The sequence below is a fragment of the Pseudomonas sp. PsB genome (assembly GCF_043658375.1).
GTDB classification, from domain to species: domain Bacteria; phylum Pseudomonadota; class Gammaproteobacteria; order Pseudomonadales; family Pseudomonadaceae; genus Aquipseudomonas; species Aquipseudomonas putida_Z.
The window spans coordinates 1-13,388 of record NZ_JBIGLU010000010.1; the positions used below are offsets into that span (position 1 = coordinate 1).

General features: G+C 63.9%; 12 protein-coding genes. 6 read left to right on the forward strand and 6 right to left on the reverse strand.

All coding sequences use genetic code 11. From position 1 onward, the window contains the following. Window positions 1–155: 155 nt before the first annotated feature. Window positions 156–860, reverse strand: coding sequence for an NUDIX domain-containing protein (locus tag ACGLHT_RS14255; protein ID WP_025338779.1), 705 nt, complete (start codon window positions 858–860; stop codon window positions 156–158). A gap of 138 nt (window positions 861–998) precedes the next feature. Here ACGLHT_RS14255 and ACGLHT_RS14260 point away from each other — a divergent pair, with 138 nt between their 5' ends. Further along, window positions 999–1,649, forward strand: coding sequence for an isochorismatase family protein (locus tag ACGLHT_RS14260; protein ID WP_274120784.1), 651 nt, complete (start codon window positions 999–1,001; stop codon window positions 1,647–1,649). Continuing rightward, on the forward strand, window positions 1,646–2,845 hold the full coding sequence (pncB, locus tag ACGLHT_RS14265) for a nicotinate phosphoribosyltransferase (RefSeq protein WP_274120782.1): 1,200 nt from the start codon (window positions 1,646–1,648) through the stop codon (window positions 2,843–2,845). Before ACGLHT_RS14260 ends, pncB begins: the two co-directional genes overlap by 4 nt. Before the next feature lie 114 nt (window positions 2,846–2,959). On the opposite strand, the gene ACGLHT_RS14270 is transcribed toward pncB, so the two are convergent. Then, complete coding sequence (locus tag ACGLHT_RS14270; protein ID WP_015270743.1) at window positions 2,960–3,847, reverse strand: LysR family transcriptional regulator; 888 nt, start codon at window positions 3,845–3,847, stop codon at window positions 2,960–2,962. 111 nt (window positions 3,848–3,958) lie between these two features. Between ACGLHT_RS14270 and ACGLHT_RS14275 the strand changes: the two genes are divergently transcribed. Both ACGLHT_RS14275 and ppnN read left to right on the forward strand, forming a co-directional pair. Beyond that, complete coding sequence (locus ACGLHT_RS14275; protein WP_274120781.1) at window positions 3,959–5,020, forward strand: YeiH family protein; 1,062 nt, start codon at window positions 3,959–3,961, stop codon at window positions 5,018–5,020. A 225-nt stretch (window positions 5,021–5,245) separates the two neighbouring features. Then, the gene (ppnN, locus tag ACGLHT_RS14280) at window positions 5,246–6,619 is read left to right on the forward strand and encodes a nucleotide 5'-monophosphate nucleosidase PpnN (RefSeq protein WP_025338773.1); all 1,374 of its coding nucleotides are present in this window, start codon (window positions 5,246–5,248) and stop codon (window positions 6,617–6,619) included. Window positions 6,620–7,034: 415 nt separating this feature from the next. Here the strand turns inward: ppnN and ACGLHT_RS14285 are convergent, their stop codons facing one another. Together ACGLHT_RS14285 and ACGLHT_RS14290 are read right to left on the reverse strand one after the other, a co-directional pair. After that, on the reverse strand, window positions 7,035–8,177 hold the full coding sequence (locus ACGLHT_RS14285; RefSeq protein ID WP_274120780.1) for a GGDEF domain-containing protein: 1,143 nt from the start codon (window positions 8,175–8,177) through the stop codon (window positions 7,035–7,037). 165 nt (window positions 8,178–8,342) lie between these two features. Beyond that, on the reverse strand, window positions 8,343–8,486 hold the full coding sequence (locus ACGLHT_RS14290) for a hypothetical protein (protein WP_155951618.1): 144 nt from the start codon (window positions 8,484–8,486) through the stop codon (window positions 8,343–8,345). Here ACGLHT_RS14290 and ACGLHT_RS14295 point away from each other — a divergent pair. Both ACGLHT_RS14295 and ACGLHT_RS14300 read left to right on the forward strand, forming a co-directional pair. Continuing rightward, entirely contained in the window at window positions 8,485–8,832 is a 348-nt protein-coding gene (locus ACGLHT_RS14295; RefSeq protein ID WP_274120779.1) for a hypothetical protein, read from the forward strand. The two genes, ACGLHT_RS14290 and ACGLHT_RS14295, sit on opposite strands and share 2 nt — an antisense overlap. Before the next feature lie 18 nt (window positions 8,833–8,850). Then, entirely contained in the window at window positions 8,851–9,012 is a 162-nt protein-coding gene (locus ACGLHT_RS14300) for a hypothetical protein (RefSeq protein WP_249352829.1), read from the forward strand. 336 nt (window positions 9,013–9,348) lie between these two features. Here the strand turns inward: ACGLHT_RS14300 and pssA are convergent, their stop codons facing one another. Then, complete coding sequence (pssA, locus tag ACGLHT_RS14305; RefSeq protein ID WP_085615354.1) at window positions 9,349–10,677, reverse strand: CDP-diacylglycerol--serine O-phosphatidyltransferase; 1,329 nt, start codon at window positions 10,675–10,677, stop codon at window positions 9,349–9,351. Between the two features lie 210 nt (window positions 10,678–10,887). Further along, window positions 10,888–13,134 carry a catalase/peroxidase HPI gene (gene katG / locus ACGLHT_RS14310; protein WP_274120778.1) on the reverse strand — a complete coding sequence of 749 codons (2,247 nt, stop codon included), beginning with the start codon at window positions 13,132–13,134 and terminating at the stop codon, window positions 10,888–10,890. Between the last annotated feature and the right edge of the window lie 254 nt (window positions 13,135–13,388).

Genomic DNA, 13,388 nt, shown 5'->3' on the forward strand with positions numbered 1-13,388 from the left:
GCAGCCCCAGCAATTTCAACTGTTGCGCATCAATCCCGGGGCCGCGTTGCGGCCCTTTCGCGACACAAGGCCGCTCCCACAGGTACAGCGACAACCTCGAGATCAACGCTGCACCTGTGTGTGTGGCTTGCCGGCGATGAGGTGGGTACAGGCGACTAAGCGCCCTCAGGCAGCAGACTGCGGTCAAACATGAACGCCCGCTCCCCCTGTGGTGTGTACTGATACAACTGCTGCGGCCGGCCCAGCCTGGGCTGGTTCTTCTCCCCGGTGTCCCTCACCCACCCCAGCTCGCGCAAGCGCTCCAGGCGTTTGCGCAGCGAGGTGTTGTTCACCGCCTGCCCCAGGCACGCCTGCACCGCACCTAGCGCATCCAGCACAGTGAACTTTTCCGCCAGCAGGTACAGCGGCAGGCTGCTGTACACCGTCTTCGCCGCCAGCCGCTCACGGGCGCGCTCCACCAACAGGTTGTGATCAAAGGGCAACAGCACCTTGCGCGCCAATACGCTGTCCAAGTCGAAAAACGCCAGTTGCTCGCCCTCGACGACCTGCCCGGGTTCGAGCAATGCCAGGTAATAGGTGCTGAGTGACCATCCACGCGGGTCGCGGAAAGCATTGCCCTCGGTGCCCACCTGTTCCATGTAGCACGGTACGACCTGGGTTTTCTCGCGCAGCGCGCGTTCGGCAGCAGCTTCCAGGCTGGTGTCGGGGGTGCGGCCATTGACGATCACCCCGGGCAAGGCCCACTGGCCGGCATGCGGTTCACGCTCACGACGGTGCAACAGCACCTGCAGATGCTGAGCTTCGGGGGCCATGCGCAGGGCGACGATATCGACGCTGGCCAGGACTTCGACTGCATTCACCGGGCGACTCCTTGTTCAAGCTCATCATAATCCACCAGAGCATCTAAGTAAGGCAAGCAGAAAGCCCGTTTCAAAAGTTGCTTGACACACTTAATTCACCAAGTGAACTATGTATCCATTCCAGCGAGGAGAACCGCCATGAAGATCGCCAGTTTCGATGTCGACGCCCAGAACGGCTTCACCAGTAACGTGCCGCAAGAGCTGCCGGTTCCCGAAGGCGATGAAATCGCGGTAGATCTTAATACCATGGCCTCGCGCGCCGACCTGCGCCTGGGCAGCAAGGACGCCCACCCGGCCAACGCCGCCTGGGTAGTCGCCGACCCCGCGCACATGCTGCAGCCCCTGCAACTGGCCAACGCCGACCTGACCTGGGTCAGCCACTGCGTCCCCGGCACACCCGGCTTCGAGTTGCTGCCCGGCCTGCCGGCCCCCATCGACTACGACTATTTCGTGTGGAAAGGCGTCGAGCCCGACCTGCACCCCTATGGCGCCTGCTACCACGACCTGGCCGAACGCCGCTCCACCGGGGTGATCGAGTACCTCAAGGTGCAGCAGGTGGGCGCGGTGATCGTCGGTGGCCTGGCCCTGGACTATTGCGTCAGGACCACCGCCCGCCAATTGCGCCAGGCCGGCTTCCAGGTGCTGTTGTACCTGCCGGCCTGCCGCGCCCTCACCCAGGCAGGCGCCATCGAGGCGTGTGGCGCCCTGGCCGCCGACGGCGTGATCCTCTGCGGCGACGAAGCCGCGCTCGACCACCAGCTCTCTCTGATCAAGGAAGACCGCCCATGAGCGACAGCGTTTTCGGCCCACGCATCATCCAGAACCTGCTGGACACCGACTTCTACAAGATCACCATGATGCAGGCGGTGCTGCACAACTACCCCAACGCCGAGGTGGAATGGGAATTCCGCTGCCGTAACGGCGAGAACCTCGCACCTTACCTGGCGGAAATCCGTTACCAGGTCGAGCAACTGGCCGATGTCAGCGTCACGCATGACCAGCTCGCCTACCTGGAGAAGATCCCGTTCATCAGGCCGGACTTCATCCGCTTTCTCAGCCTGTTCCGCTTCAACCTGCGCTATGTGCAGGTAGGCCTGGATGATGCCGGGCAACTGGCGATTCGCGTGCGCGGGCCGTGGTTGCACGTGATTCTCTACGAGATCCCGCTGCTGGCGATCATCAGCGAGGTACGCAACCGCTACCGCTATCGCGAGGTGGTGATCGAGCAAGTCCGCGAGCGCCTGTATCAGAACCTCGACTGGCTGAAGGCCGAGGCCAGCGCCGAAGAACTGGCCGGTTTCCAACTGGCCGACTTCGGTACCCGGCGGCGCTTCTCTTACCGGGTGCAGGAAGAGGTGGTGCACATTCTGAAGCGTGACTTCCCGGGCCGCTTTGTCGGTACCAGCAACGTGCACCTGGCCCGCGAATACCAGCTCAAGCCGATCGGCACCATGGCCCACGAGTGGTTCATGGCCCACCAGCAACTCGGCCCGCGCCTGGTCGACAGCCAGGCTGCCGCGCTGGAATGCTGGGTGCGGGAATACCGGGGGTTGCTGGGCATCGCCCTGACCGACTGCATCACCATGGACGCGTTCCTCGGCGATTTCGACCTGTACTTCGCCAAGCTGTTCGATGGCCTGCGGCATGATTCGGGCGATCCGCTGGCCTGGGCGGAAAAAGCCATTGCCCACTATGAGCGGCTGGGGATCGACCCGAAGAGCAAGACCCTGATCTTTTCCGACGGGCTGGACCTTGCCAAGGCGCTGGGGCTGTACCGGGCGCTGCATGAGCGGATCAATGTGAGCTTTGGCATTGGTACCAGGCTGACCTGCGATGTCCCGGGGGTGGAGCCGATGAACATCGTGATCAAGATGACGGCCTGCAATGGGGCACCGGTGGCCAAGATTTCCGACAGCCCGGGCAAGACACAGTGCCGGGATGAGAACTTCGTGGCCTATCTGAAGCATGTGTTTCGGGTGGATTGAGGTTGCCTGTGCCGGCCTCTTCGCGGGCTCGCCCGCTCCCACAGGTACTGCACCGCATTCAAGAACCGTGAAAAACCTGTGGCAGCGGGCAAGCCCGCGAAGAGGCCAGCACAGTCACCCCACCTCTTGCAGACCAACACACAACTCCAGAAACCGCGCTGCAGCCCGCGACGGGGTGGCTGCATGCGGCACCAGAATGGAAAACCGCCGCACCAACGCCTGCGGCACAACCTGCAACCGCTGCAACGCCCCATCTTCATGCCGGATCGACATCGCCGACACAAAACCAATCCCCATCCCGGCCCGCACTGCCTCCTTCACCCCTTCCACCCCGGCAATCTCCAGCGCCACGCGCATCGCCACGCCGCTGCGGGCAAATGCCCGCTCGACGATCTGCCGCACACCCGAGCCACTCTCGCGTAATACCAACGGGTAAGCCCCCAGCGACGCCAGCGTCTGTCGGTCACTGCCAGCCAGCGGATGACCACGCGGCACGATGGCCACGATCTCGTCTTCCCGCCACGCCGTCACCGCCGTGCCCAAGGGCAATTCCTGCCCAGGCGGCCCTTCGATCAGGGCGATATCGACGCTGTCCAGCGCAGCGACGATTTCTGCCGTATTGCCGTTGGAAGTGCTCACCAGCACCTCCGGGTAGCGGGCATGGAAATCGGCAATCAGGTAAGGCAGCAGGTAGCTGGCCGGCGTGGTACTGGCGCCGATGCGCAAGGTACCGCGCTCCAGCCCGCGCATGGCCTCGCGCAATGCCTGGGCCTGACGGAAGGTTTCGCGCAGGCGCTCGGCATGGGCCAGCAATTGCTCGCCGGCTGCTGTCAGCCGCACACCACGGCCGGCGCGCTGATACAGCGGCTCGCCAAAGGCCTCCTGCAGCAGCTTGAGCTGGCCAGACACCGCCGGCTGCGACAAATGCAGGGCCTGGGCCGCATGGCTGATGTTGCCGTGCTCGGCGACGGTGGCGAACGTTATCAGTTGTTCTGGGGTCATGAATGAAAAATATCAGCTAACCGGATATTTGCCATCCTAAATTACGATTTTTTATAAGCTTATAACCAGATTAACGTAAGCCATGTCGAAATACCTTTCCGGAGGACTCACATGGCCACGGCTCCGTCCAACCCCGCCTTTGCACCTACCCTCTCTACCCGAGGGCGGCTCAATGGCATCCTGTTCGTCGCGCTGTTCGCGCTTGCGGTCACCCAGTTGGCCGCCCTGCCCGCCATCGCCAACCTGGGTATCAGCCCGCTGATCGTCGGTATCGTCGCCGGTGCGCTTTACGGCAATGCACTGCGTGACGGTGTACCGGCAAGCTGGGCGGCGGGTATCAACTTTTCCGCCCGCGGCCTGCTGCGCATTGCCGTGGCCTTCTTCGGCCTGCGGGTAAGCCTGCAGGAAATTGCCGAAGTCGGCTGGTCCGGGCTCATCGTGTCGTTGCTGGTGGTGTCCAGCACCCTGCTGATCGGCCTGTGGTGTGGCATGAAGCTGTTCAAGCTGGACCGCGATACCGCCTTGCTGACCGCCGCCGGCAGCGCCATCTGCGGCGCCGCCGCGGTTCTGGCCTTCGAGTCGGCGCTGCGCAGTGCACCGCACAAAAGCGCCATGGCGGTTGGTAGCGTGGTGCTGTTCGGCACCCTGTCGATGTTCCTCTACCCATTGGCGATCAATGCCGGCTGGCTGCACCTGGACGCCATGGGCGCCGGGCTGTTCCTGGGTGGCACCATTCACGAGGTGGCCCAGGTGGTCGGTGCGGCCAGCAACGTCAGCCCCGAGGCCACGCATATCGCCACCATCGTCAAGATGACCCGGGTGATGCTGCTGGTACCGGTGCTGCTGGTGGTGGGCCTTTGGATCAGCCGCGCGCGCCAGCCGGGCCAGGCACAGGGCAACGGGCGCATCGCCATGCCCTGGTTCGCCTTCGGCTTCCTCGCGCTGGTGCTGGTGAATTCGCTGCAGGTGTTGCCAGGCAGCGTGACGCAGGCGGTCAACAGCCTGGATACCTTCGCCCTGACCATGGCCATGACCGCGCTGGGGATGGAGACGCGCCTCAGCCAGATTCGCCAGGCCGGGCCGCGGGCGCTGGCCACCGGGGCGCTTCTCAACCTCTGGCTGGTGTTTGGTGGCGTGGCGATTACCCTTGGCGTGCAGAAGCTGTTGGGATGACTTGAGACCGAGTCGCCTTGAGACCGAGTCGCCTGCTTCGCGGGCTTGCCCGCTCCCACAGGTCCAGCGCAAGCCTGAAAGCAGCGCGGCCCCTGTGGGAGCGGGCAAGCCCGCGAAGAAGCCAGCCTGGTCTCAAGCTTTTTCCACTCCCCCCTCGTTGCCGTCCACATTTCTCGGTATGGTGTTGTCAAAGAAGGATGTTTTACCCGCACAGGAAAGACTTAGATGCCTCAACGCAATGTCATCAATGCATCCGTCAGCCCCAAAGGCAGCCTGGAGACGCTGTCACAACGTGAAGTGCAGCAACTGAGTGAAGTCGGTACCGGTAGCCTTTACACCCTGTTCCGCCAGTGCGCCCTGGCCATCCTCAACACCGGCGCCCATGTCGACAATGCCAAGACCATCCTCGAGGCCTATCAGGACTTCGAGGTGCGTATTCATCAACAGGACCGCGGCGTGCGCCTGGAGCTGCTGAATGCCCCGGCCGACGCCTTCGTCGATGGCGAAATGATCGCCAGCACCCGTGAAATGCTGTTCAGCGCCCTGCGCGACATCGTCTACACCGAAAGCGAGCTGGCCAGCCAGCGCATCGACCTGGAAAGCTCCCAGGGCATCACCGACTATGTCTTCCACCTGCTGCGCAACGCTCGCACCCTGCGCCCGGGCGTGGAGCCGAAGATGGTGGTGTGCTGGGGTGGCCATTCGATCAGCAGCGAGGAGTACCAGTACACCAAGAAGGTCGGCCACGAGCTGGGCCTGCGCAAGCTGGATGTGTGCACCGGCTGCGGCCCGGGTGTGATGAAGGGCCCGATGAAGGGCGCCACCATTGCCCATGCCAAGCAGCGCATGCACGGCAGCCGCTACCTGGGCCTGACCGAGCCGGGCATCATCGCCGCCGAAGCGCCCAACCCGATCGTCAACGAACTGGTGATCCTGCCGGACATCGAGAAGCGCCTGGAAGCCTTCGTCCGTGTCGGCCACGGCATCATCATCTTCCCGGGCGGTGCCGGCACGGCCGAGGAGTTCCTCTACCTGCTGGGCATCCTCATGCACCCGGACAACCAGAACCTGCCGTTCCCGGTGGTACTCACCGGCCCGCGCAGTGCCGAGCCGTACCTGCAACAGTTGCACGCGTTCGTCGGCGCCACCCTGGGTGAAGCGGCGCATCGCTTGTACGAGATCATCATCGATGACCCGGCGGAAGTTGCCCGGCACATGGTCGAAGGGCTCAAGGCGGTGAAGCAGTTCCGCCGCGAGCGCAACGATGCCTTCCACTTCAACTGGCTGCTGAAGATCGAGGAGAGCTTCCAGCGGCCGTTCGACCCGACCCACCAGGCCATGGCCGACCTCGACCTGCGCCGCGAGCTGCCGGCCCACGAACTGGCCGCCAACTTGCGCCGGGCGTTTTCCGGCATCGTCGCCGGCAACGTGAAGGACAAGGGCATCCGCCTGATCGAGGAACACGGGCCGTATCAGATCCGTGGCGACAGCGCCGTGCTGGACCCTCTGGGCCGGCTGTTGCAGGCGTTCGTCGACCAGCATCGGATGAAGTTGCCTGGCGGCGCGGCGTATGTACCGTGCTACCAGGTGGTGACCTGATTCGCCATTCTTGCTGAGGCCCCATGGATGGGGCCTGCAGCTATTTGGCTTTTTGGATGTGGGCATTTGCATCGAGTAGGCATTCATTCGCGATGGTGGCGCCAAGTCACCTTTCCGCCCTTACGGCGGGTCCCTTTTTGTCGTGGCAAAAAGGAACCAAAAACCGTCCGCTCCCATCATCCGGCCCCTACGCTACGCTCCGGGGTCCCCTCGCTACGGGCCTGCTCCCGGGAGTACGCGCTGCAGGCCCCATCCATGGGGCCTCAGCGCTTGACGGGCATCCATGCCCGTCACCTCCCTCCGCAGTCCCTTCGCTCGGCCTCCTGAAGTCGCAATCGGCGGCGCCTGAACTATCGCGCGCTTAGAAGCAAAAGCAAAAGCAAAGGCAAAGGCAGACGCAAAGGCAAAACTGCTACTAACTGAGGTCGGCCATCGGTCGTTCGACGAAGCGGATGCTGTCGCGCCCACCGCGCTTGGACTGGTACAAGGCAACATCCCCTTGCTCGATCAAGGCTGCCAGGCTCGTCGGCGGTTGGTCGAACAGGTTGGCGCCGATGCTAAGGGTGACTGGCTGCGGCGTAGGTACCGTCTTGCTTGCATACTGCTGGAACTGCTCGCGCAGCAGTCCACCCAGCTCCATGACCCGCTCGCTGCTCGCATCACACAGCAGAATGACGAACTCATCACCGCCCAGCCGCGCGGCCAGCGAGCGCTCGGGCAGCACCGTGCGAATCATCTCGCTCAGGGCAATCAGCAAGCGGTCCCCTGCAACATGCCCGTGCAGGTCGTTGACCAGCTTGAAGTTGTCGATATCGATCAGTAGCAAGGCCCCGGGCTGCGCCGAATCCACTGCCTTGAAGAAAGGCCCCGCCCGCACCTCCAGTGCACGCCGGTTGTACAGCGCCGTCAACGGGTCACGGGCCGCCAGGCGGGCAATCCGCTCCTCGCGCCGGTAGCGCACGGTGCCGGTCATCGACAAGGCAATCAGCATGATCGCCATCGCACCTTCGACCAACGAAACCTGAATGATCAGCCCGCCGAAGGTGGCCAAGTCAATCAGCGTACCCGGTGTGATCGCAATGATCGCCTTGGCCGCATAGAACAACCCATGCGCCAGCAACACATAGCGCAACTGCACCGCGCCGACACTCAGCGACTTGCCATGCGGCCGCAACAACCAGCTGGCCTTGAGCGTCAACAGCGCCACCAGCAACGAGTTGACCATCAGCATCACCTTCGACCACTGCGGCCCAACAGGCATCAGCAGCAAGGCAAACCACACCAGCACGACCGATAACCAGATACGCGACAGCCGCACCTGGGTGAAGCGCAACACCCCCACCAGGAAGAACCAGTGCGCCACCACCAGCAAGCCGTTGGCGAACCAGATACCGATCAGCAACAAACCGATGCCGCGCAGCAAGGCCAGGGTGGAACCAATCGTGATGGTGGCAAAGCCTGCGCTCCAGAACAGCAGCGACGGCTCGCGTACGCTGCGCCACTCGATCGCCAGGTACAACGCAGCCGCGGCAGCCAGGGCGATAGAGATAGTCAGCATCGTGGGTGGATCAAGCGCCATGAACGGTTTGGCCTATCTGGTTGACGAGGAAAAGGCCCGATTGTATGCGCTCGTGATGACTTTTCAGAGGAGCCTTACACCACCAGCCTGAAAATGATAGCCCAGCCCTGGCCGATACCCGTGCGAGTGAATGTCATATTGACATCAGCCTGTCATTTGCACCACAAAAACCGCTGTCGTTATGACAACACACCAGCGCAACACGCCCATCTGCAAGGGCTGCCCAGCTGGCACGAAAGCTGAACCATTCTCTTTCGCCACTACCTGCCTTGCGGAAATAACCATCATGAAAAATATCCTCCTCCCTCTGGTGATGTCCTTGTCCATCGCCCTGCCCGCCTGCGCCGACGAGGTGCTCTCGGAAAGCCCCGACAACACGGTGGGCTATGGCGCCGGCGGCGTCACCGGCCTGATGGTCGGCGCCGCGCTCGGTGGCCCTTTCGGCGCCATCGCCGGTGCAGCCTTGGGTGCATTTGGCGGCGCCGCCGTGCAACAAGGCAGCGGGCACAGCGACGCGGCCTACGTGGTACGCCATGACGACGGCAGTACCCAGCGCTATCGCTCGCCCAATGCCCGCTTCAAGCCCGGTGATCAGGTGCAGGTGAGTGGTATTCGCCTGGCCCCGGCGCAGTAAAGCGCACCGCTCAACCTGTTGCCGGCGCTGACGGTGCTGGCATCGTGGGCGATCCTGAGCGAGGAGATTTCGCTGTATCAGGTCGTCGGGTTGGCGGTGGTGCTGTTTGCGGTGTCGCGGCTCAAGCCGCGGGGCAAACAGGAAACAAAGGTGGCTGAGGCCAAAGGTGCAGCAGCCTGACTGCGGTCACTGTGGGAGATTGCCCAGCCCTTTGGGCTGCGCTGTCGCACAGATAACTGAATTCGCAAGCGATCCTCGTACCCTGTGGGAGCGGCTTTAGCCGCGAAGAATCCGACGCGGTGCATGGCACCGGCTGCGCCGGTGTTCGCGGCTAAAGCCGCTCCCACAGCATCCCTGCTAATTCAATGAGTTATGTACAGTCCTATGAGAGCGGCTTTGCGTCGCGAGAGGGCTGCAGAGCAGCCCCGGCAATTTTGGTAGTGACACCAACGTCTGGGGCCGCTTTGCGGCCCTTTCGCGACACAAGGCCGCTCCCACAAAAACGCTTGAATTCCCTCAGAGCACCCGCTTGATCAGCGGCTCCAGCCGGCTATAGCGCAGCCGCCGCAGGAACTTGCGCACTTCCTTGGGGTGCTCGGCCTTGACCCCCAACTCCTCTGCCGAGCCGATCTTCGGCGCATGCCGGCGCAACTCGGTCAACTCTGCCTCCCGTGGCCCCAGCCATTGCCCTTGCGGGTCATCGATCAGCAGGCCGTTCTCCAGATCCAGGTTGAAGCCGCGCGGGTTCAGGTTGTTACCGGTCAGCAACGAATAGCGCTGGTCTACCCACACGCCCTTGGCATGAAAGGTATGCCCGGGGTCATTCCAGATCCGCACCTGCAGCTGGCCGCTGGCAATCGCAGCGTGGCGACGTCGGGTGAAGGCGCGCAGGTTGTCTTCGTACAGGTAGGGCAACGCGCCGCTGGCACTGAACGGCTCGCCGGGGGCGATATAGAAGTCGTTGGCCGTGCGGTCACCAACGATCAGCTCCACCCGCACGCCACGCGCCAGGGCATGGTCGAGCTCGCGCATCAGCACCCGGGGCGGGTTGAAATACGGCGTGCTGATGATGACCTGCGTGCGCGCCGCCGCCAGCAAGGCGCACAGTGCCCGGTTCAGCGGGTTGCCACGGCCCACACCCAACAGCGGGATCACCCGCAGGCCCTGCCCCGCTGCGCTGGCCGGTGCCTCATAGGCCATGCGCCGCAGCCGCGCGCGCAAGCGCCGGATGTCGCCGCGCAGGCTGCGGGTGGAGGGTGGCGCCGGCAGGTCGAGGCGCGGCGTGGCGGTGTGGTGCAGCAGGCGCCGCACCAGCCCGACCATCGCGTCGGCCAGCTCTGGTGACTGGAACAGGTGGTAGCGGTCCAGGCGGTAACGGTCGAAACGGTGCAGGTACACGTTGTTAAGGCTGGCGCCGGTGTAGATCACGCAGTCGTCGATGATGCTGCCCTTCAGGTGCAACACGCCAAACAGCTCGCGGGTCTGCACCGGTACGCCATGGATGACGATGTCCAGCCCATGGTGCTGGCGCTGGGCCTGGTACCAGGCGGCGTTACCCGGCTGGCGCCCGGCGCCCAGCAGGCCGCGGCGGGCACGGAACCAGTCGACCACGATGGTGATTTCCAGCCCCGGCCGCGCGGCCTTGGCCTGGTACAAGGCATCCAGCACTTCCTGGCCGGCCTCGTCTTCCTGCAGGTACAGCGCAACGATGACGATACGCCTGGTTGCGGCGCGGATGCGCTCGAGCAGGCAGGCGCGGTAGGCCTTGGCATCGGGCAGCACCTGTATCGACTCGGCCGACATGGCGTAGCCTGGCAATGCCGCCAGCATGGTTTCGGGGTTCACGAACGATCACCTTCTGTGTGCAACCACTGTCGTGCATCAGCTTGCACAGGAAGATTGAAACTGTCCAGCCCCCGGAGAGCATGGGGCTGCTTTGCAGCCCTGTCGCGACACAAGGCCGCTCCTACAGGTTCGGCGCCGCATTCGGCGGTGGCTTGTAGGAGCGGCCTTGTGTCGCGATAGGGGCGCAAAGCGCCCCCATTTCTGACGAAGCTATTTCAAGTCGAAGCGATCCAGCTCCATCACTTTCTCCCAGGCCGCGACAAAGTCCCGCACGAACTTGTCCCGGCCATCACTGCTGCCATACACCTCGCTCAACGCCCGCAACTGGGCATGGGAGCCGAACACCAGGTCAACCCGGCTACCGGTCCACTTCACCTGCCCGGTCTTGCGGTCGCGCCCTTCGAAGGTTTCGTTATCCGCCGAGGTCGGCTTCCACTCAACGCCCATGTCCAGCAGGTTGCGGAAGAAGTCGTTGCTCAGGGTACCGACCTTGTCGGTGAACACGCCCTGCTGGCTGCCGCCATGGTTGGCGCCGAGCACGCGCAGGCCGCCGATCAGCACGGTCATTTCCGGCGCGGTCAGGGTCAACAACTGGGCCTTGTCCAGCAGCAGCTTCTCGGCCTTGACGCTGTAGCGGGCCTTGGTGAAGTTGCGGAAGCCATCGGCCAGCGGCTCCAGTACGGCGAACGACTCGACGTCGGTCTGCGCCTGGGAGGCATCGGTACGCCCCGGGTGGAACGCCACGCTGACGTTGTGCCCGGCGTCCTTGGCAGCCTTTTCCACTGCGGCGGCGCCAGCCAGAACGATCAGGTCAGCCAGGGAGATCTTCTTGCCACCGGCATTGAACTCGGCCTGGATCTTCTCCAGCGCCGCCAGCACCTTGCCTGTGCCCTGGTTCGCCGGCCAGTCCTTCTGCGGCGCCAGGCGCAGGCGGCCACCATTGGCCCCGCCACGCTTGTCCGAACCGCGGAAGGTCGACGCCGCCGCCCAGGCAGTGGCCACCAGCTCGCCAACGCTCAGGCCCGCCGCGAGCACCTTGGCCTTGAGCGCGGCAATGTCCTGCTCACCCACCAGTGGGTGGTCGACTTTTGGCAGCGGGTCCTGCCACAGCAGCTCTTCGTTGGGCATTTCCGGGCCCAGGTAGCGCGCCAATGGGCCCATGTCGCGGTGGATCAGCTTGTACCAGGCACGGGCGAAGGCGTCCGCCAGCTGCTCAGGGTTGTCCTTGAAGCGGCGGGCGATCGGCTCGTAGATCGGGTCGAAGCGCAGCGCCAAGTCGGAGGTGAGCATGGAAGGCGCGTGGCGCTTGGCCGGGTCGTGGGCATCCGGCACGGTGCCTGCCCCCTTGCCCTCCTTCGGCCGCCACTGGTGGGCACCGGCCGGGCTCTTGGTCAGTTCCCAGTCGAAGTTGAACAGGTTGTTGAGGTATTCGTTGCTCCATCGGGTGGGGGTGGAAGTCCAGGTCACTTCCAGGCCGCTGGTGATGGTATCGCCACCCTTGCCGCTGCCGAACTTGTTGGCCCAGCCCAACCCCTGCAACTCCAGGCCTGCTGCTTCCGGCTCGGGGCCGACGTTGTCGGCAGGGCCGGCACCGTGGGTCTTGCCGAAGGCGTGGCCCCCGGCGATCAGCGCCACGGTTTCTTCATCGTTCATGGCCATGCGGCCGAAGGTGTCACGGATGTCCTTGCCAGAAGCCACCGGGTCGGGGGTACCTTCCGGGCCTTCCGGGTTCACGTAGATCAGGCCCATCTGCACGGCGGCCAGCGGGTTTTCCAGGTTGCGCTCGCCCTGCAGGGTACGGCCCTGCTCCTCGGGGCGCTTGGCCGGCTCCGCCACCAGGTCGCCCTTGCCAGGCGGCTGGGCCTTGCCATAGCGGGTGTCTCCGCCCAGCCAGACCTTTTCCGAACCCCAGTACACATCTTCGTCCGGCTCCCACACGTCGGCACGCCCGCCGGAGAAGCCGAAGGTCTTGAAGCCCATGGATTCGAGGGCGACGTTGCCGGTGAGCACGATCAGATCGGCCCAGGAAATCTTGTTGCCGTACTTCTGCTTGATCGGCCACAGCAGGCGCCGGGCCTTGTCCAGGCTGACGTTGTCCGGCCAACTGTTGAGCGGGGCGAAGCGCTGCTGGCCAGAGCCTGCACCACCCCGGCCATCGCCGATGCGGTAGGTACCGGCGCTGTGCCAGGCCATGCGGATGAACAGCGGGCCGTAGTGGCCGAAGTCGGCGGGCCACCAGTCCTGGGAGTCGGTCATCAAGGCGGTCAGGTCTTTCTTCAGGGCCTGGAAGTCGAGGCTCTTGAACGCCTTGGCATAGTCGAAACCCGGGTCCATCGGGTCGGACTTGGAGGAATGTTGGTGAAGAATTCTCAGGTTGAGCTGGTCAGGCCACCAGTCACGGTTGGTGGTGCCGCCACCTGCGGTTTGATGGAACGGGCATTTCGATTCGTTCGACATCTGCGGGTACCTTTGGGTCGGTTATCCAGATTTCCGGTCTTTGCCAGGTGTTCTTTCAGCCGAGCGCGTGGGCTCGTGCTACCCCTCATCAGGTCTACATGGGGCTTGCGAAGCTGTCACGACGGGGTTGGTGCGGTCTTGCACGCAAGTGCTGACACGCCGCCCGCTCGCGGAATTCGCGGGGCCAGGGGAAAGACTAGCCGAGCTTGGACAGAGTTCTAATAGAGTGGCTATTGAGGGGTGATAGGTTGGCT